This is a genomic window from Actinoplanes sp. ATCC 53533, assembly GCF_003947245.1.
In genome coordinates, this window is the sequence record NZ_QHHV01000144.1 from 46,863 (window position 1) to 64,610 (window position 17,748).

18 protein-coding genes are annotated in these 17,748 nt (G+C 72.8%); 11 read left to right on the forward strand and 7 right to left on the reverse strand.

What is annotated here, in order from left to right; genetic code table 11:
* Positions 1 to 24: 24 nt before the first annotated feature.
* Complete coding sequence (locus tag DMB66_RS39560; RefSeq protein ID WP_233625164.1) at positions 25 to 681, reverse strand: HAD family phosphatase; 657 nt, start codon at positions 679 to 681, stop codon at positions 25 to 27.
* Positions 682 to 1,058: 377 nt separating this feature from the next.
* Between DMB66_RS39560 and DMB66_RS39565 the strand changes: the two genes are divergently transcribed.
* Positions 1,059 to 2,147, forward strand: coding sequence for a glycosyltransferase family 2 protein (locus DMB66_RS39565; RefSeq protein WP_125809247.1), 1,089 nt, complete (start codon positions 1,059 to 1,061; stop codon positions 2,145 to 2,147).
* Here the strand turns inward: DMB66_RS39565 and fgd are convergent.
* Both fgd and DMB66_RS39575 read right to left on the reverse strand, forming a co-directional pair.
* Positions 2,144 to 3,142, reverse strand: coding sequence for a glucose-6-phosphate dehydrogenase (coenzyme-F420) (gene fgd, locus DMB66_RS39570; protein WP_125809248.1), 999 nt, complete (start codon positions 3,140 to 3,142; stop codon positions 2,144 to 2,146). The genes DMB66_RS39565 and fgd overlap by 4 nt on opposite strands.
* Positions 3,139 to 3,336: a hypothetical protein gene (locus tag DMB66_RS39575; RefSeq protein ID WP_125809249.1), complete on the reverse strand. Its 198-nt coding sequence runs from the start codon at positions 3,334 to 3,336 to the stop codon at positions 3,139 to 3,141. The genes fgd and DMB66_RS39575 overlap by 4 nt, the downstream gene beginning before the upstream one ends.
* 43 nt (positions 3,337 to 3,379) lie before the next feature.
* Here DMB66_RS39575 and DMB66_RS39580 point away from each other — a divergent pair, with 43 nt between their 5' ends.
* The 4 genes from DMB66_RS39580 (at position 3,380) to DMB66_RS39595 (ending at position 6,491) form a co-directional block, all read left to right on the forward strand.
* On the forward strand, positions 3,380 to 3,796 hold the full coding sequence (locus tag DMB66_RS39580) for an ATP-binding protein (RefSeq protein ID WP_125809250.1): 417 nt from the start codon (positions 3,380 to 3,382) through the stop codon (positions 3,794 to 3,796).
* A 124-nt stretch (positions 3,797 to 3,920) separates the two neighbouring features.
* Positions 3,921 to 5,048, forward strand: coding sequence for a PP2C family protein-serine/threonine phosphatase (locus DMB66_RS39585; RefSeq protein ID WP_233625165.1), 1,128 nt, complete (start codon positions 3,921 to 3,923; stop codon positions 5,046 to 5,048).
* Positions 5,049 to 5,145: 97 nt separating this feature from the next.
* Complete coding sequence (locus DMB66_RS39590; RefSeq protein WP_125809252.1) at positions 5,146 to 5,613, forward strand: MarR family winged helix-turn-helix transcriptional regulator; 468 nt, start codon at positions 5,146 to 5,148, stop codon at positions 5,611 to 5,613.
* Positions 5,614 to 5,627: 14 nt separating this feature from the next.
* Positions 5,628 to 6,491 carry an LLM class flavin-dependent oxidoreductase gene (locus tag DMB66_RS39595; protein ID WP_125809253.1) on the forward strand — a complete coding sequence of 288 codons (864 nt, stop codon included), beginning with the start codon at positions 5,628 to 5,630 and terminating at the stop codon, positions 6,489 to 6,491.
* A gap of 931 nt (positions 6,492 to 7,422) precedes the next feature.
* Here DMB66_RS39595 and DMB66_RS39600 read toward each other — a convergent pair.
* Positions 7,423 to 7,776 carry an Lsr2 family protein gene (locus DMB66_RS39600; protein ID WP_125809254.1) on the reverse strand — a complete coding sequence of 118 codons (354 nt, stop codon included), beginning with the start codon at positions 7,774 to 7,776 and terminating at the stop codon, positions 7,423 to 7,425.
* 232 nt (positions 7,777 to 8,008) lie between these two features.
* Between DMB66_RS39600 and DMB66_RS39605 the strand changes: the two genes are divergently transcribed.
* A complete protein-coding gene (locus DMB66_RS39605; protein WP_125809255.1) occupies positions 8,009 to 8,443 on the forward strand; it encodes a hypothetical protein in 435 nt (144 codons plus the stop codon).
* A gap of 77 nt (positions 8,444 to 8,520) precedes the next feature.
* Entirely contained in the window at positions 8,521 to 9,855 is a 1,335-nt protein-coding gene (locus DMB66_RS39610) for a D-alanyl-D-alanine carboxypeptidase (RefSeq protein ID WP_370320103.1), read from the forward strand.
* Between the two features lie 2 nt (positions 9,856 to 9,857).
* On the opposite strand, the gene DMB66_RS39615 is transcribed toward DMB66_RS39610, so the two are convergent.
* Entirely contained in the window at positions 9,858 to 10,355 is a 498-nt protein-coding gene (locus tag DMB66_RS39615) for a DUF456 domain-containing protein (protein WP_125809256.1), read from the reverse strand.
* A gap of 135 nt (positions 10,356 to 10,490) precedes the next feature.
* Between DMB66_RS39615 and DMB66_RS39620 the strand changes: the two genes are divergently transcribed.
* A complete protein-coding gene (locus DMB66_RS39620) occupies positions 10,491 to 11,189 on the forward strand; it encodes a PIG-L deacetylase family protein (protein WP_125809257.1) in 699 nt (232 codons plus the stop codon).
* A 144-nt stretch (positions 11,190 to 11,333) separates the two neighbouring features.
* Positions 11,334 to 12,239, forward strand: coding sequence for a sigma-70 family RNA polymerase sigma factor (locus DMB66_RS39625; RefSeq protein ID WP_125809258.1), 906 nt, complete (start codon positions 11,334 to 11,336; stop codon positions 12,237 to 12,239).
* Positions 12,240 to 12,294: 55 nt separating this feature from the next.
* Here DMB66_RS39625 and DMB66_RS39630 read toward each other — a convergent pair whose 3' ends face one another.
* Positions 12,295 to 14,634, reverse strand: a complete 2,340-nt coding sequence (locus DMB66_RS39630; protein WP_125809259.1) for an ATP-binding domain-containing protein — start codon at positions 14,632 to 14,634, stop codon at positions 12,295 to 12,297.
* Between the two features lie 183 nt (positions 14,635 to 14,817).
* On the opposite strand from DMB66_RS39630, the gene DMB66_RS39635 reads away from it, so the two are divergent.
* Positions 14,818 to 15,336 (forward strand): hypothetical protein, encoded by a 519-nt coding sequence (locus DMB66_RS39635; RefSeq protein WP_125809260.1) that lies wholly within the window; start codon positions 14,818 to 14,820, stop codon positions 15,334 to 15,336.
* Between the two features lie 54 nt (positions 15,337 to 15,390).
* Here DMB66_RS39635 and DMB66_RS39640 read toward each other — a convergent pair whose 3' ends face one another.
* Positions 15,391 to 16,239, reverse strand: coding sequence for a sigma-70 family RNA polymerase sigma factor (locus DMB66_RS39640; RefSeq protein WP_125809261.1), 849 nt, complete (start codon positions 16,237 to 16,239; stop codon positions 15,391 to 15,393).
* Positions 16,240 to 16,488: 249 nt separating this feature from the next.
* Here DMB66_RS39640 and DMB66_RS39645 point away from each other — a divergent pair.
* The coding region (locus DMB66_RS39645) for a DEAD/DEAH box helicase (protein WP_148112802.1) at positions 16,489 to 17,748 on the forward strand (1,260 nt) is incomplete at its 3' end.

Consider the following 17,748-nt stretch of genomic DNA (forward strand, 5'->3'; position numbering starts at 1 on the left):
GCGCCGCCCCGGCCGTTCGTTCGGTCAGCGGAGCTTCTCGACCGCCTCGACGGTGAGCTCGTCCAGGCTGTCGACCACCAGGCTCGCCAGCGCCAGGGCGTCGGCCGCCGGCGGGTAGACACCGTGCGGGACCGCGATCACCGCGAGACCCGCCGCCGCCGCCGAGCGCAGGCCGTTGCTGGAATCCTCGACCGCCGCGCAGAAGTCCGGGTTGAGGCCGAGGCGCTCGACCGCGGCCAGGTAGACGTCCGGCGCCGGCTTGCCGCGCGGCACCTCCTCGGTGGACAGGGTCACCCGGAACGTGCCGGTCAGCCCGGCCGTGGCGAGAACCTGGTCGATGAGGATCCGGGCGGACGAACTGGCCAGGGCGACCGGGAAGCGCTCCGCGATGCGCCGGACCGCGGCGACCGAGCCCGGGATCAGCGGCAGGTCCGCGCGATATCGCTCGGCCATCCGGGCGAGCACGTCCGCGGCGACCTGCTCGGGGCTGCGGGGCACGCCCACCTCCGCGCTCAGGTGCGTGGACCACTCACCGGTGCTCATGCCCATCATCCGGGTCTGGGTGTCGGGGAGGAACTCGCGGCCGTGCTCGGCGACGTAGCCGCGGCGCACTTCCTCCCAGACTTCCTCGGTGTCGATGATGACCCCGTCGAGGTCGAAGACGACCGCCTGCACCGTCACTGAGACTCTTCCTCTCCTCGGGGCGGGTGGCCCGCCCCGAACCCTATCGCCGCGCCGGCGCCGCCGGCACCCGAGGCCAATTCGGTACGAATCTCCGAGCAGCCGGAAAATGACGTTTATATGGATATACCCCATCACGGGATGACTCTCCGTGATGGGCAACCTGCCCGGATTGTCGACCACTCAACCGGTTAAGCAGCTCCCGAGCAGCGCATCCATGGTCATCACCCGGCTCCGGCAGAGTGACACACGCAACCGGTTGACGCACCGTAGTCGATTGGTAAGTTGTTGCCCGGTCCCCCACCGAGGAACTCCGTACCACCAGACCACAGGCCGGCACCCCCAAACCGGCCGGACACCGCCGAGGAGCCACCGCCATGCCTCCCGCGCCGCGCCAGCACGCGACCCACGATTCGTGGTCGACGCCGCCAACTGTGACCGTCGTGATCCCAGCCCTCAACGAGGAACACAACCTGCCGCTGATCCTGGAGAACCTCCCGCCGGTGGACGAGGTCGTCGTGGTGGACGGCCGGTCACGCGACGACACGGTGGCCGTGGCCCGGGAGGTCCGCCCCGACGTGATCGTGGTGCGGCAGACCCGCTCCGGCAAGGGCAACGCGCTGGTCTGCGGCTTTGCCGCGAGCACCAGCGACATCGTTGTCACTCTCAATGCCGACGGCTCGGCCGACCCCCAGGAGATCCCCCGCTTCGTGGACGCCCTGCTCTCCGGCGCCGAGGCGGCACACGGCTCGCGCTTCCGCTCCGGCGGCGACCACCGCGACGCCGGTGCCCCGGAGCGCTTCGGCCACGCCCTGCTGTGCCGCGTCGTGAACGTCTTCTTCGGCACCCGCTACACCGACCTCAGCTGCGGCTACAACGCCTACTGGCGGGTGCTGCTGCCGGCGCTGGAGCTGCCGGCCCCCGACGCGCGCGGACCCAAGCGCGGCCGGCTCGCCTGGGGCGAGGGGCCGGAGATCGACACCCTGACCACCCTCCGGATGGCCACCCAGGGCCTGCGGGTGGTGGAGGTCGCCACCGTCGGCTACCCACCCATCCACAACGACGACCGGCCCCGCCAGTTGCTCCCGGCCGTGCTGCGCGCGCTGCGCACCGCCTGGGCGGAATACGTCCGCCGCTGGAAGATCGGGCGCCGGCCGGCACCGCAGCGCCACGAGGCCATCCGCGGCAGGCGGCGCGCCGGCGGGGCCCCGCGCTACGAAGCCCCGGCGCCGCAGTCGGCGCCGCCGGCCGTCGACTCCGGCCCGGCCGGCTACGAGCCACCGGCGCCTCGGCACGCGGCCCGGCACTCCGTGCCGCCACCCGGCCGCGACGGGCGCCGGCAGGAGAGGCGGCGCGGCGAACCGGGCCGCCCCGACCTCACCGTGATCCAGGGCGAGGGCCGGGACGAGCACCGGTACGGCCCGTCACACCTGCGTGCGGTGCCGGGCGAGAACTTCCGGGACTAGGCCCGGTCGCGCAGCCGGGGCAGGATCTGCTCGCCGTACACGCGCAGGAAGCGGTCCTGGTCCGGGCCCGGCGCGTGGAAGACCAGGTGCTTGAAGCCCATGTCGAGATATTCGGCGACCTTCGCCGCGTGCTCGTCCGGGTCCGAGGAGACGATCCAGCGCGTGACCGTCCGGTCCACCGACAGCGCGTCCGCGCGCCGCTGCATCTCGATCGGGTCCTCCACGCCGGTCTTCTCCTCCGGCGAGAGGGCCAGCGCACCCCAGTAGTGAGTGTCGTTGCGCGCCTGCTCGAGGTCGGGGTCGAAGGAGACCTTGACCTCGATCATCAGGTCGACGTCGTCCAGCGAGCGGGCCGCCTTCTCGGCGCCCTCCCGGACGGCCGGCAGCAGCGTGTCGGTGTAGAGCTCGTGGCCCTTGCCGCTGGTGGTGATGAACCCGTCGGCGATGCGCCCGGCGAGCCGGGTCGCGGCCGGGCCGGAGGCGCCGATGTAGATCGGCACCGGCTGCTCGGGCTTGTCGTAGATGGTGGCCAGTTCGGTGCGGTAGAAGGTGCCCTCGTAGGTCACCCTGTCCTCGGTCCAAAGCCGCCGGATCAGGGTGACCGCCTCCTTGAGGCGGGCGAAGCGCTCCTTGCCGTCCGGCCACTGCAGCCCGAGCGGGACCTCGTTGAGCGACTCCCCCGAGCCCACGCCGAGGATGACCCGGCCGGGCGCGAGGCAACCGAGGGTGGCGAACGCCTGCGCGACCACCGCCGGGTGGTAGCGGAACGTCGGGGTGAGCACGCTGGTGCCGAGCAGGATCCGCTCGGTGCTCGCGGCGAGCGCACCGAGCCAGGGCAGCGCGGCGGGCGCGTGCCCGCCGTCGTGCCGCCACGGCTGCAGGTGGTCGCTGACGAACACCGAGTCGAAGCCCTGCTGCTCGGCCTGGATGCCGTAGCGGAGCAACTCACGCGGCGCGAACTGCTCCGCCGATGCCTTGTAGCCGAACCGAATCATGATTCGACCCTATCCCGCGCGGCGGCGCCGAAATCGGGGCCGTGCCAGTGCACCGTGATGAAATCGACGCGAAGGTCTTTCTCCTTCGCGCGCCCCGTGATGAACCGGTCCAGCCGGCCGCCGCCCGGACCGGCACGCTGCGAGATCGGCCACAGCGGGTTAGCGCGGCCGTTCAGCGGGCACATCAGAGTCACAGGTCGACACGGCTCAGGCCCAGCAACGGTGAGGAGGAGTCGCATGCGTATCTCGGTCCGGCTCAACCTGCCGCGGGAGGTCGAAAGCGTGCCGGCGGTGCGCCGCCTGCTGCGGTGTGCCCTCTCCGCCTTCCCGGTCGACCGCCAGGACGGCGACGATCTGGAACTGGCCCTGGCCGAGGCCTGCGCCAACGTGGTCAGGCACGCCACCGGCGCGGACGGCATCGAGGTCCGCCTCGACGTGGCCGAGGACCGCTGCGCGATCGATGTCGCCGACAACGGAGCCGGCTTCGACGCGAACGCGGTGAACGATCCGGAACCCGGCGGTGAGCGCGGCCGCGGGCTGTTCCTGATCAAGGCGCTGAGCGACAACGTACGGATGCAGTCGACGCCCCGCCGCGGCAGCCTCATCCACTTCGAGAAGACCTTCGCGCTGGCGGGCGGTCCGGGCTCGCACTGAGCGACCAGCCACTCCCCGCACCCGATGCCCCGTGCCGATGCATTGTGGTCCTATCATCCTTGCCGTACAGCAAATATTCCTGTGGCCGTGGCTGCTCCGTGCCTGCTGGGAAAGGGAGGTCACCGTGTCCGACCGTCCGACGCCCGTCGGGGCACTGCTGCGCGCGGCGCCGCCCGACCGGCTTCCCGAGGTCGTGGCGGACCACCTGCGCCGGCACTACGCGGCCGGGCGGGTCGAGGCGCTGCTCGGCGACTTGGCCATGACCAGCCTCTGGCCGCTGCTCGAACCGGACGGGCCGGCCGGCAACGCCCTCGCCGTGCGCTGCTTCGGCAGCCAGCGGCCGCTGGTCGACGCCAACCGGGCGTACCTGCCGCTGACCGTCTGGGGCGAGCGCCTCGGCGTACTGGTCGTGGAGACCTCGCTGCCGCCGGGCAGCGGGCTGACCGGCGAGCTCTCGGCCGTCGCGGACGAGCTGGCCGTCGCCCTGCGGGCGGCCGACCAGGTCACCGACCGGTACCGCCGGGTGGCCCGGCGGGAGCGCCTGACCATGGCCGCGGAACTGCAGTGGGAGCTGCTGCCGGGCCGCTCGCTGGGCGACCGCCGCTTCCTGGTCGCCGGGCAGCTGGAGCCGGCGTACGCGGTCTACGGCGACCACTTCGACTGGACGGTGACCGGTGACCGGCTCACCCTCACCGTGCTGAACGGCCACGGCGCCGGCCTGGACGCCGCCGTGCTCACCGCCGTCGCGGTCAACGCGATGCGCAACGCCCGGCGCTCCGGCTCCGACATCGTCGAGCAGGCCGAGCTGGCCAGTGACGCCCTGCACGCCCGCTACGGCGGGGCCGCGCACGCCGCCACCCTGCTGCTCGAGATCGACCTGGTCGGCGGGCAGGTGGCGGCCGTGGACGCCGGCTCGCCGCGCGCCGTCATCGCCCGGGAGCGCGGGATCCACACGGTGAACCTGGAGCAACAACTGCCGCTGGGCATGTTCGGCGAGACCCGGTACGAGATCCAGCGATTCCGGCTCGAACCGGCCGACCGGCTGCTCGTGGTGAGCGACGGAGTGCACGCGGCCAGCCCGCGCGGGCGGGTGCCGTACGGCGAAACCGCCCTGCTGACCGCCCTGCGCCGGACGCGCCTGCAGCCCGCCACCGAGGCAGTGGGTACGGTGATGCGCGGCCTGCGCGACTATCACGCGGGCGAGGACCCGGACGACGACGCGGTGACTGTCTGCCTCGACTGGCGGCGCTGACCGTCGTGGTCCACGCTTGAGGGGGCCGATGACCAGGTACGGCCGAACGGCCCAGAATCTCAGCACCCCACTGAGTTCCAGCGCGAAGAGGACCGGCATGGAGCGCGTCACGGACGTCGCCGCGGCGGTGGAGTCGACGGTCGAGTCGCTGCTGGGTGTGCTCGACAGCGCCCGGCTCGCGCAGTCCCCGGCCGTGCCGCCGGCCCAACTGCGGGTGCTCACGATCATCTCGCGCAGCGAGCACACCAACATGAGCCGCCTCGCCGAGGCCCTCGACGTGGTGCCGTCCTCGGCCAGCCGGCTGTGCGACCGGCTGGAGGCCACCGGCCTGCTGCGCCGCGTGCCGGACCCCCGGGACCGCCGCGAGGTCCGGCTGCTGCTCACCCCGGCGGCCCATCTGCTGCTGGAGGAGCTGCGCGAGCGCCGCCGGGCGGCGCTCGCCGAGGTGCTCGAACGGATGAGTCCCACCGGCCGGCTGGAGCTGGTCCGCGCGCTGGCGGCCTTCGACACCGCGACCGGCGCGGCGACGGCCAAGGACGACCAGGACGGCCTGCGCTCGGCGTGAGATAGCGTCCTTCCGTGCGCATCGGCATCGTGATCCTCCCCGACGAACGCTGGTCCGTCGCGGGCCGGCGCTGGCGCCTGGCCGAGGAGTACGGCTTCGACCACGCCTGGACCTACGACCACCTGGGCTGGCGCGACCTGGCCGACGGCACCTGGTTCGACGCGGTGCCGACCCTGACGGCGGCGGCGATGGTGACCCGGCGGATCCGGCTCGGCACGTTCGTGGCCTCGCCGAACTTCCGGCACCCGGTGCACTTCGCCCGCGAGATCACCGCACTGGACGACATCTCGCAGGGCCGGCTGCTGCTGGGCGTGGGCTCGGGCGGCGCCGGTTTCGACTCCGCGGTGCTGGGCGCGGCCGAGCTGACCCCGCGCGAGCGGATCGACCGCTTCACCGAGTTTCTCGCGCTGCTCACGCAGCTGCTGGAGAACGACAGGACCGACTTCGCGGGTACGTACTACCGCGCGGTGGACGCCCGCAGCATCCCCGGCCCGGTGCAGCAGCCACGCCCGCCGCTCGTGGTGGCGGCCAACGGCCCCCGCGCGCTGCGGCTGGCAGCCAAGTACGGCGACGGCTGGGTCACGACGGGAGCGCAGGCCACGGACGAGGCCACGTGGTGGCGCTCGGTGGCCGAGGTCAGCGCCCGCTTCAGCGAGGCGGCGGCCGGGCGCACCATGGACCGCTATCTGAACCTGGACTCGTCCCCGGTCTTCTCGCTGAGCAGCGCGGAGGCCTTCACGGACGCGGTGGGCCGCGCGGCGGAGCTGGGCTTCACCGACGTGATAGCGCACTGGCCCCGCAAGTCGAGCTGGTACGCCGGCGACGAGAAGGTGCTGGAAACAGTCGCGCCGATGCTGCCCGAACTCCGCGTTTCCTGAACCGCCCACCCTTACTGACCGGAAGCTTTCCGGTCGCGGTCATTCGCCGCCGCGAGGCCCTAATGGCGGCGGCGCGGCCATTCACCTGACGACCGCCGGAGCCTACGGTCACCAAGCATGCACACATTGCCACAACTCGGCTCGGTATACCCCGTTCACCGGGCCGGGCCTTTGCCGCCGGCCCGGGTCGTTAGCCCGGCCGGCGGCTGTTTAGCGGCCGGGCCCAGGTTAAGGCGGGGTCCGGCCGCCGTTTAGGGGCCGGGCCGAGGTTAAGGCGGGGCCCGGCCGCCGTTTAGGGGCCGGGCCGAGGTTAAGGCGGGGCCCGGCCGCCGTTTAGGGGCCCGTGGTCCTTTGCCTTTACCCGGTCCGCTCGGTGCGGGATTGCGGGAGATGCCCGGAGCGCCCCTTTGCCGCGGCCGGCGGCCCGTCTTAGCCGGGCCGCCGGCTGCGGGATTGGCTGGGGCTACCCCGGGCGCCTCTTTGCCTGCCGGCAGGTCGCGGGATTGAGCCGGGCCGGCCGGAGTGCCGCTTAGTACCGCTACGGCGTTTGTTCTCCGGTGTCGACGCGTCCGGCCGGCCTGCGGCTGCCGACAGCGGCCTTTGCTCTGCTTCCCCATGGGAAACACCGGATGGTTCTGCTTTTCGGTCGGCGCCGGGCACCAGCCGAGGGCGTTTCCGATGGGGAAGCAGAGCAAAGGCCGCGCCGGGGTAGGGGTGCCCACCGCCGCCGAGCGGCGACGCCCACCCCCACCGAGCGGCGACGCCCACCCCCACCGAGCGGCGACGCCCACCCCCACCGAGCGGCGATACCTACCGCCACCGAGCGGCGATGCCTGACGATCGAGGTGTGCCTCGATCTGGCGCCGGGGATACGCCAAGGGGCCGGGCGAACCAACGACGGTTCGCCCGGCCCCTTGGCGGCCGCCGAAGATCAGCGGCCGTGCGCCGCCCGATAGGCATTGCTGACGCCCTGTGGGATGCGGCCCCGCTCGGAGATCTGGTGGCCGTTCTCGGCCGCCCACTCGCGAATCAGCCTGTTCTCGTCGCGGCTGCCCGCCGTGCGGCTCGCGCCACTCGCCGGACGACCCGCGATGCGGCCGGAACCACCCCGGCCGATGCGCGTGCCCGCCTCGATGAACGGGTCCAGTACCTTGCGCAACTTGCCGGCATTGGCCTCGGAAAGGTCGATGGTGTAGCTCGTGCCATCGAGGCTGAACTCGACCGTCCGGTCGGCCGGCTTTCCGTCCAGGTCGTCGATGAGGGTCGTGATTACCTGCCGCGCCATAACGACTCCTGACGTAATCCGAAGAACGCGCCTAGTCTCGCCTGAGACGCACTCCGCGCGCAACTGTTCGCCTGAATTTCACAGAATACCGGAGAGCCCGGGCAATTATCGGCCCGCCCGCCTTCGAAATGCGACCTCGCTATTCACAGGAATCGTGGGGCGGCGTGGTTAGCGATCGGCGGCGGAAAACCCGGGTGGCCGGCCGCGCGCGGATGCCGTTAGGGTCGTCGGCATGGACGCCGACGACCGTTCCGCCTGGGACGAGCAGCGCCGACAGGCCGTCGCCGGGCACGCCGCCGCATTCGAGGCCGGCCGGGCCGCCGAGGCGGAACAGGCCGGCAAGCTGCTCGCCGACTTCGTGCGCCGGGCGGCCGAGCGTGGCCTGCCGCCCGCCGTGCTCCGCGCCCGGGCCTTCGACGGCCACGCGACCTACCGCACCCGGCTGCGCGGCTGGTATCTGAAGGCGAACCGCTCGGTCGCGGTCGGGGAGGACGGCGGGTTCTACGTCCTGTCCGTGCCGTCCTCGCTGCGTGCCCGCTTCACCGGCACGGAGGTGTCGCCCAGCGCGCCCCGGCTGATCGTCGGCGCGGGCGGCGGCGACGGCGAGACCATGCCGCTGGAGCAGTTGCTGCGGCGCCGACTCGACGCGGGAGCCGTGTGGCCGTGAGGCATCTCGACAACGCCGTGCAGCATCCCGACAACGCCGTGCGGCATCTCGACAGCCCTGCCCCGGCCCGGCGGCGGATCCTCGCGGCCCTGGCAGCCACCGCCACACTCGCCACCACGATCCTGGCCACCCCGAGCCTGGCCACCCCGAGCCAGGCCGCATCGGTTCAGCGGGCTCAAGCCGCGCCGGGGCGGGCAGCCGGCAAGGCCGCGACCGTGCCGTGCCCGCGACCCAAGGTCAAGCCCCCGGCGGGCCGCCCGGCCCGGCCGGTCCCGCCCGCGGACGACCCGGTGCTGCGCGCGGTCGGCGGCGACGCGCTGGACACCGACGGCCTGATCGTGCCGCGCGGGGCGCCGAAGCCGCCCGCCCTGACCGCGACCAGTTGGCTGGTCGCCGACCTGGACACCGGTGAGGTGCTCGGCGGCTGCGGACCGCACGTCTACGGCACCCCGGCCAGCGTGCAGAAGCTGCTGCTGGTGGCGACCGTCATGGACAAGCTCAACCCCAAGCAGGTCGCCACCATCACCGACGGCGACCTGGACATCGAGCCGTACAGCTCGGCGGTCGGCCTGCTCAAGGGCGGCCGCTATCCGGTCAGCACGCTGTGGCTCGGCCTGCTGCTCAATTCCGGCAACGACGCGGCGAACACCCTGGCCCGGCTCGGCGGCGGCAGGGGCGGGCAGCCCGCCGCAGTCGCGGCGATGAATGCCGAGGCCAAGCGGCTGGGTGCCTACCAGACCCATGCGGAGACGCCGTCCGGCCTGGACGGGCCGGGGCAGTTCACCAGCTCGTACGATCTGGCCCTGATCGCCCGGCAGTGCTTCGCCAAGCCCGACTTCCGCAAGTACGCGCTCACCGAGCGCACCCAGATCCCCGCCCAGAAGAAGTTGAAGAAGGGCGGCTTCCAGATCCAGAACGAGAACAAGCTGATCTACAACTACCCGGGTGCGCTGGGCGGCAAGACGGGATTCACCAAGCTGGCCCGGCACAGCTACGTCGGCGGTGCCGAGCGCAACGGCCGCCGGCTGGTCGCCACCCTGCTGGGCGCGGAGGCCGCGCCACTGCGCGGCTGGCAGCAGGGCGCCGCCCTGCTGGACTGGGGTTTCAAGCTGCCCAAGGACGCGTCGGTGGGCAAGCTGGTCGAGCCCGGCGGCCCCGACCCGCACGGTACGGCCACCGCCGCGAGCGCGCCTCCCGCCCAGCCGGACGGCCAGCAGCCCGCCCCCGCGGCCACCCGCGCCGCCACCAGCCGTGGCATGTCCCTGGGCTTCGCCGCGGCGCTCGCGGTCGTGCTGGCCGCCACGCCGCTCCTGCTGCTGCTCACCCAGCGCCGCCGCCGGCATCTGCGGCGCCGCACGGGCAACACCAGCACCGACACCGGCGCCGGCAACACCGAGCCGCCTTCCCCGTAACGCTAGGTGGCCAGCAGGCCGAAGACCCAGATCACCGCGATGCCCAGCGCCGCCGCGAACTCCACCAGCAGCGACAAGCCGACCGCACCCAGCGCCTGCCGGGTCGACGGCCAGGCCTGACCGGGGCCCAGCCGGAGCCGCTCGGCCGCCCACAGGCCGAGGATGAAGCCGAGCACCAGGCCGACCACCGGCACCACGAAGAAGCCGACGATCCCGAGCACTCCCCCGATCAGCAGCGACGAGGTGGGCACCCCGGTGCTCTTCAGGCGCTTGCCGGGCCACAGATATTTCACCACCGTGCCGCCGATCGCCACGACCGTGGCCAGCCCGAGCACCACCCATCGGCCGCCGCCGGCGTCACCCAGGATCGCCCAGAGCAGCACCGCCAGCCAGCACAGCAGCAGCCCGGGCAGCATCGGGATCACCACGCCCAGGACACCGGCCAGCATGGCCACGCCGGCGATCACGTTCACGGTGGTGCCGGAGTCGGTGAGATCCATGGGACCAGCGTGCCGTAGCCGCGCCACAACCCTCAACTCGCGGGGCCCGGAGTCGATGGACACTCAGCGCCGCCGAACCCCGGGCCGGCGCATCCAGCGACCACGGAGGCCTGCGATGCGACAGGTGGGCACAGCATGACCCGCAATGTGCTGGCGGTCGGCACCCATCCCGGTGACATCGAGTTCGGCTGTGCCGGCACTCTCGCCGCGCATCGCTCCGCCGGCGACTCCGTCACCATGCTCGTGCTCACCTGCGACGGGCCGGGCACCGTACGGAGCCGGCGGGCCGAAGCGGCCGCTCGGGAGCTCGATTGCCTCCTGGTCTGGGGTCCGCAAGCGGCGGAACGCCGCTCCGGTGACCGCCGCACGTACACCCGGGCCGCCGGCGACCGCCGGTCGCGCCAGCAGCGGACCGGTGAGACCTGGCCGGGGCTGGTCTCGTCCGCCGCGATGACGGTGGCCGCCATCGAGAACGTGCTCACCGGCGTCGACGCCGACGTGGTCTACGTGCACGCCCCGGACGACGCCAACACCGAGCACCGGGCCGCCGCCGTGGCCACGCTGTCCGCCGCCCGGCACAGCAGCCGGATCCTGCACTACGCCGGCGAGTCGACCCTGCTGTTCGCTCCCGCGCTGTTCGTCGACATCTCGCCGTTCCTGGACCGCAAGCTCATGGCGCTGGCCGAGGGCCCGCTGCCGGTCGACCCCGAGCTGCCCACCGGCACCGCCCGGCACTTCGGCGCCCAGGCCCGCGTGCGGTATGCGGAGGCCTTCGCCCCCGCCCGCTTCGTCTGGGATCTCGCGACCGCCGACGTCCCCGCTCGAACGGCCTGAGGACCGACCGCTTCAGAAGAGAAAACGAAGCAACCGGTCGGCAACTCTCCGCCACCCGAGCGCGTACCCAGCGTCACGCAAAGTTTCTCCTTGTCAGCCGGTGCCCACCCGCCGCGGGCCACCGACAACACACGGGGGATTCACATGACCAGCACCATGACGACCGCTGCCGACCTCACCGCCGACACCGCGACCGCCGTGCCGGCCCTGTCCGCCGCCGAGCAGGAAGTGCTGATCCGCACCCACATGCCGCTGGTCGGCCACCTGGTGCGCGACATGCTCAGCCGCATCCCCAACCACATCCACCGCGACGACCTCACCAGCGCCGGACTGCACGCGCTGGTGACCGCCGCCCGCGGCTGGGACCCGACCCGCGGCATCCCGTTCAACCGCTTCGCCACGACCCGCATCCGCGGCGCGATCCTCGACGAGCTGCGCTCGCTGGACTGGGCGACCCGGTCGGTGCGGACCAAGGCGCGGGCGACCGACACCACGCGGCAGAACCTGACCACCACGCTGGGCCGGGCGCCGTCGAACGAGGAGCTGGCGCAGGCGCTCGGCACCACCACCACGGACCTGCACCAGACGGACAACGACGTGCAGCGTGCCACCGTGCTGTCGCTGCAGGGCTTCACCACCAGCAGCCCCGACGACCTGGTCACCGAGCGCACCCCCGGCCCGGAGGACATGCTGATCCGCCGCGAGCAGATCGGCTACCTGCACCACGCGATCGCCTCGCTGCCGGAGCGCCTGCAGACCGTCATCACCGAGTACTTCCTCAAGGAGCGGCCGATGGCGGACATCGCCACCGAGCTGGGGGTGACCGAGAGCCGGATCAGCCAGCTGCGCGCCGAGGCGCTGTCGCTGCTCAAGGACGGCCTCAACACGCACCTCGACCCGGAGCTGGCGCCGGCGCCGGAGAACCCGGACAGCATCATCGCGCGCCGCCGGGCCGGCTACTTCGCCACCATCGCCGGCAACACGAGCCTGCACTCGCGCCTGGCGCTGACCAACGCCCACGGCTTCACGCCGCTGGCGCAGGCCGCCTGAGAGATCGCCACGAGCGGGGCCGGTGCGAGCGCACCGGCCCCGCTTCGTCGTGCCGTCAGGCCAGGGCGGCGAGCACCTTCGGCAGGTCGGTGGTGTGCAGCACGCCGAGCCGGCGGGTCGCCCGGGTCACCGCGACGTAGAGGTCGCTGAGGCCGCGGGGGCTCTCCGCGATGATCTCGTCCGGCTGGACCACGATCACGCTGTCGAACTCCAGGCCCTTCGCCTGCCGGACCGTCATCAGCACGATGTGGTTGAGCAGATCGGGCTGCTCCCCCACGGCGGCCTCCGGGATGGCGGCGGTGAGCTCGCGACCCAGCGACTCCGCCAGCCCCGCGGGCACCAGGATCCCCACGCGGCCCTCCGCGGCGGCGGCGGCTTCCCGCCGTACCGCCTCGATCAGCTCCGTCGCGAGCGCGCCGGGCAGCACCCGGGCCGCCCACGGCTCCTCGCCGGCGGTCCGCACCGAGCGCGGCGGCTGCAGCGACGGGTCGACCGCGGCGAGCACGTCCGCGGCGACGGTCATCACCTCGGCCGGAGTCCGATAGTTGACGGTCAGCTCGGCGAGCCGCCAGCGCTGCGCGACGTACGGCTCGAAGACCTGCTCCCAGGTCGTCGTCCCGGCCAGCTCGCCGGTCTGCGCCACGTCCCCGACCACGGTCAGTGACCGGCTCGGGCAGCGGCGCATGAGCAGCCGCCAGGCCATCGGCGACAGCTCCTGCGCCTCGTCGACGATCACGTGCCCGAAGACCCAACTCCGGTCGGCGCCCGCCCGCTCGGCGGCGGTGCGGGTGTCGATCACCTCGTGCCGCTCGACGAAGGCGCTCGCGTCGACGACGTCGATCGCGGACAGCACCTCCTCCTCCTGGTCCTCGAAGTCCAGCGAGCGGGAGCCCTCGACGATCTCCAGCACGCCCTCGGCGTACTCGATCGCCTGCTCCCGCTCCCGGGCGACGGCCCGGGCCCGCAGCGTGTCGTCCACGCCGAGCAGCTCGGCCAGCTCGTCGAGCAGCGGCACGTCGGCCGGCGCCCAGCCGGCCCGGTGCTCGCGCAGCAGCAGCGCCCGCTCCTCGGCGGTCAGCCCGGGCGCCGCCGTGGCCAGCCGGTCGGCGTCGCTGAGCAGGTCGCGCAGCACCTGGCGAGGGGTGAGGACCGGCCACAGGTCGAAGAGCGCCGCCTGCACGTCCACGTCCTCGCGCAGCTCGCGCCGCGTCTCGGCGAGGTCGGCCTCCTCGAGGAGGTTGTCGCCGCCGAGCGGGTCGGCGCCGATCCGCTCGGCGATCTGCAGCGACAGCGTGTGGATCACCGCGGTCACGAAGATCGACCGGGCCAGGTTGTGCGGCCGCCCGGAGCGCTGCGCCTCCGCGCGGGCGTCCTCGCAGACGGCCCGCTCGATGCGCAGCGGGAAGCCGTCGTGGTCGACCTCCAGGTAGTCCTCCGGCACGGTCTGCCGGTCGGCGACCGCGGCGGCCAGCACGTCGAGCATGCCGAGCCGGCCCTTGAGCGCGGCGGCGGCCGGCGCCTCGGTGGCCCGCGCGGTCACGCCCGGGAACATGTCGCCGAGGGTGGCCAGCAGCACGCCGGTCTCGGCGAGCGACGGCAGCACCTGCGAGATGTACCGCAGGAAGGTGGCGTTCGGGCCGAGGATGAGCACGCCCTGCTTGGTGAGCTGGGCGCGGTGCGTATAGAGCAGGTATGCGGCGCGGTGCAGCGCCACGGCCGTCTTGCCGGTGCCCGGGCCGCCCTGGACCACGAGGACGCCGGGCAGCCCGGCCCGGATCACCTCGTCCTGTTCGGACTGGATGGTCTCGACGATGTCGCGCATCCGCCCGGTGCGGTTCGCGGTCAGCGCCGAGAGCAGCGCGGCCTCACCGGTCACGTCCTCGCGGCCGTCGGTGGCGCCGGCCTCGATGTCGAGCACCTCGTCGTCGATGCCGGTCAGCTCGCGGCCCCGGGTGCGCAGGTGCCGGCGGCGGGTCACTCCCTCGGGAGACACCGCGGTGGCGAGATAGAACGGGCGGGCGGCGGGAGCCCGCCAGTCGATCAGCAGCGGATCCCGATCGCGATCCTCGGCGAACAGTCCGATGCGGCCGATGTAGCGCGGATTGTCCGCGGCGAAGTCGAGCCGGCCGAAGCAGAGCCCGTTCTCGACGGAATTCATCTGGGCCAACTGCTCGGCCCAATGGCTCCGGGTCGCCTCCCGCTGGGAACGGCCCTGCGGTGTGCCGCCCGCTTCGAGCAGAATCGCCCGCAGCCGCTCGTCGGCCTGGTCACGCAGCAGGTCGAGGCGGTCGTAGAGGACGGCCAGATAGGCCTTTTCGGACTCGATGTCGTCGTTCCGCAGAATTTCCGTGCCGCCGGCGGAGCTTGACAAAGCTACTCCCTGTTGTGGTAGCATTCCGAGGTCAGCGACCTTTATGGTCGCTTTTTTTGTTCCCGTGGAAACGCTCAGAATAGCCGACGCGTCCGCAGGACCGCGAGTCCCGTGAGTCAGGTTACGGGCGGCGGTGCAAGTGTAAGGAATCAGTCACCGCAGGCCCTTGCCCGTTACGCCGGGCGGTCCATCGACATTAAGCGGTGCATGACCCACAGCCACCCGTTCCGACGCTTCGGCGCGCTGGCGCTCATCGCCGTCGCCGCCCTCCCCCTCACCACCGCCTGCTCCGACGACAAGGACGACACCCCCGCCGGCAACGCCGCCGCGGCGGCCGCGGGCGGGCCGCAGCCGAAGACCATCGAGGGCGCCAAGTCCGCCGCGCAGACCGTGTTCGACCGCTTCAGCGGCGGCGACTTCGCCGGCGCCTGGGACATGTACACCGCGGCCGGCAAGAAGGCCATCACCAAGGCCGACTACGTCAAGCTCAACACCGCGTGCTCGCGCAAGGGCCTGGCCATCCAGCTCACCAGCGCCCGGATGGAGGGCACCGACAAGGCCGTCGTGATCGCCAAGCAGCTCGTCGCGGCCCAGTCCTACACGATGGTCTACGAGGGCGACACGTGGAAGCTCGAGCCCGCCAAGGAGGGCCTGGCCCTCTACGCCAAGGGCGCCGACAAGGCGATCGCCGCCCAGAAGAAGGCCGGCACCTGCGCCAACGCATGACCCGCTGCTGAGCCCACGGACCATCCCGGGGCCGGCTCCCGCGAGGGGCCGGCCTCAGGCCGCTACCGGCAGCCCGTCCACGCCGGTCAGCGCGAGCCGGTCGCGCAGGCCGCCCCGGGTCGCGATCTGGTCGTAGTAGGCGGCCCGGCGGCGCGCCACGCAGCCGTCCTTGGCCGTGCTCTGCGCCGCCAGCGCCGGGTCGAGGTGCGTGTTGAGGCCGTCCTTGAGCAGGGCCAGCGCCTCGGCGCGCAGTTGCGACACCCGCGACTCGGTGACCCCCAGGTCGGCGGCGATCTGCGCCATCGGCCGCTCCTCGAAGAAGTAGCCGGTGATCACCGCGTGCAGCCGCTCGGGCAGCACCTCGATGGCGTGCCGCAGGTAGCCGAGCCGCTCCCGGCGGATCAGGATCTCCTCCGGGCCCGCGCTGGGCTCGGTCACCATGTCGTCGGCCGCGGCCGTGGCGAAGCCCTGCAGGCTGAACACGACGGCCCGCTGCACGTCGTCGTCGGCGTGCTCGATGTCCTCGACCGTGCAGCCCAGGTGCGCGGCCACCTCGGCGGAAGTCGGCGTCCGGCCCAGCTCGGCGGTCAGCTCCTGGCGGGCGGCATCCGTGCGCCGGGCCCGCTGCCGCACCGACCGGCTAGCCCAGTCCAGCCCGCGCAGCTCGTCCAGCAGGGCACCGCGCACCCGGGCCGCGGCGAACCGGCCGAACGGCACCCCGCGCGCCTCGTCGAAGCCGCGGGCGGCGGCGACCAGGGCCGCGTAGCCGGCCGAGAGCAGGTCGTCGCGGTTCACGTGGGCCGGCACCCGGGCCAGCATCTCGCGGACCAGATGACCGACGAGCGGCATGTGCGCCCGTACGACGTCCTCGCGACGGCGGTCGAAGACAACAACACCGCTCATGGGGCTTCTCCTCGGGATACCGGGCCGGCGGGGGGAGACCGGCACTGAGGAGAAACGGTGAGTGTCGCGAGGTGCAGCCAGGGTCACAGCCGGGTGCGGCGGAGTTGCGGTGACGCGGCGCGTACACTTGATCTCGCGGCCCGCCCAGTTCTGCCTCGGGCCGCCTTTGGATCGACCACCACGCGCCGCGACCCGTGAGGTCTGCGCCGGGCAGGACGACCCCTTCAGACTTACGGAGTTCATACCTACATGTCCTCGTTCCTCGACCTCGGCGTGCCCACGAAGCTCGCCGCGGCCCTTGCCGACCTCGGCATCACCACCCCCTTCCCGATCCAGTCCGCCACGCTGCCCGACTCGCTCGCCGGCCGCGACGTGCTCGGCCGTGGCCGCACCGGCTCCGGCAAGACCTTCGCGTTCGTGCTCCCCGTGCTGGCCCGGCTGGCCGAGAGCAAGTCGCCGCGGCGCCCGATGCGCCCCCGCGCGCTGATCCTGGCGCCGACCCGCGAGCTCGCCACCCAGATCGAGGCGACCATCGCGCCGCTGGCCGCGACGCTCGGGCTGCGCACCCTCACCGTCTTCGGCGGCGTCGGGGCAAACCCGCAGATCAAGGGCCTCAAGGCCGGCGTCGACGTGCTCGTGGCCTGCCCCGGCCGGCTCGCCGACCACATCCAGCAGGGCTACGCCAGCCTGGACGCGGTCGAGATCACCGTGCTCGACGAGGCCGACCACATGGCCGACCTCGGCTTCCTGCCGGTGGTGCGGCGCCTGATGGACGGCACCCCCCGCGAGGGCCAGCGGATGCTCTTCTCCGCGACCCTGGACGGCGGCGTGGACGTGCTGGTCAAGCGCTTCATGCACAAGCCGGTCACGCACCACGTCGACTCGGCGGCCGAGGCACCGATCGAGATGACCCACCACGTGCTGCACGTGCGGCACGACGACCGCTTCCCGGTGCTGGTCGACCTGACCGCCGCGCCGGGCCGCACGGTCGTCTTCACCCGCACCAAGCGCCGGGCCAAGACGCTGACCCGCCAGCTCGTCCAGGCCGGCGTGCCCGCCGTCGAGCTGCACGGCAACCTGGCCCAGAACGCCCGCAACCGCAACATGGCGGCGTTCTCGGACGGCAGCGCGCAGACGCTGGTGGCCACGGACATCGCGGCCCGCGGCATCCACGTCGACGACGTCGCGATCGTGATCCACGCCGACCCGCCGGTCGAGCACAAGGCCTACCTGCACCGCTCCGGCCGGACGGCCCGGGCCGGCGCGCAGGGCACCGTCATCACGCTGATGACCGACGACCAGCAGAGCGAGGTGCGCGACCTCACCCGCAAGGCCGGCATCAAGCCGACCACGAGCAAGGCCCGCCCGGGCGACGCGCTGCTCGCGCAGCTCGCCCCGGGTGAGCGCACCTACAGCGCGCCGGTCTCCCCGGTGGCCGAGCCGATCGAGGAGTCGAACGGCGGCGGCCAGCCCCGGCGCGGCCGGCCGAGCGGCACCCGCGGCGCGGCC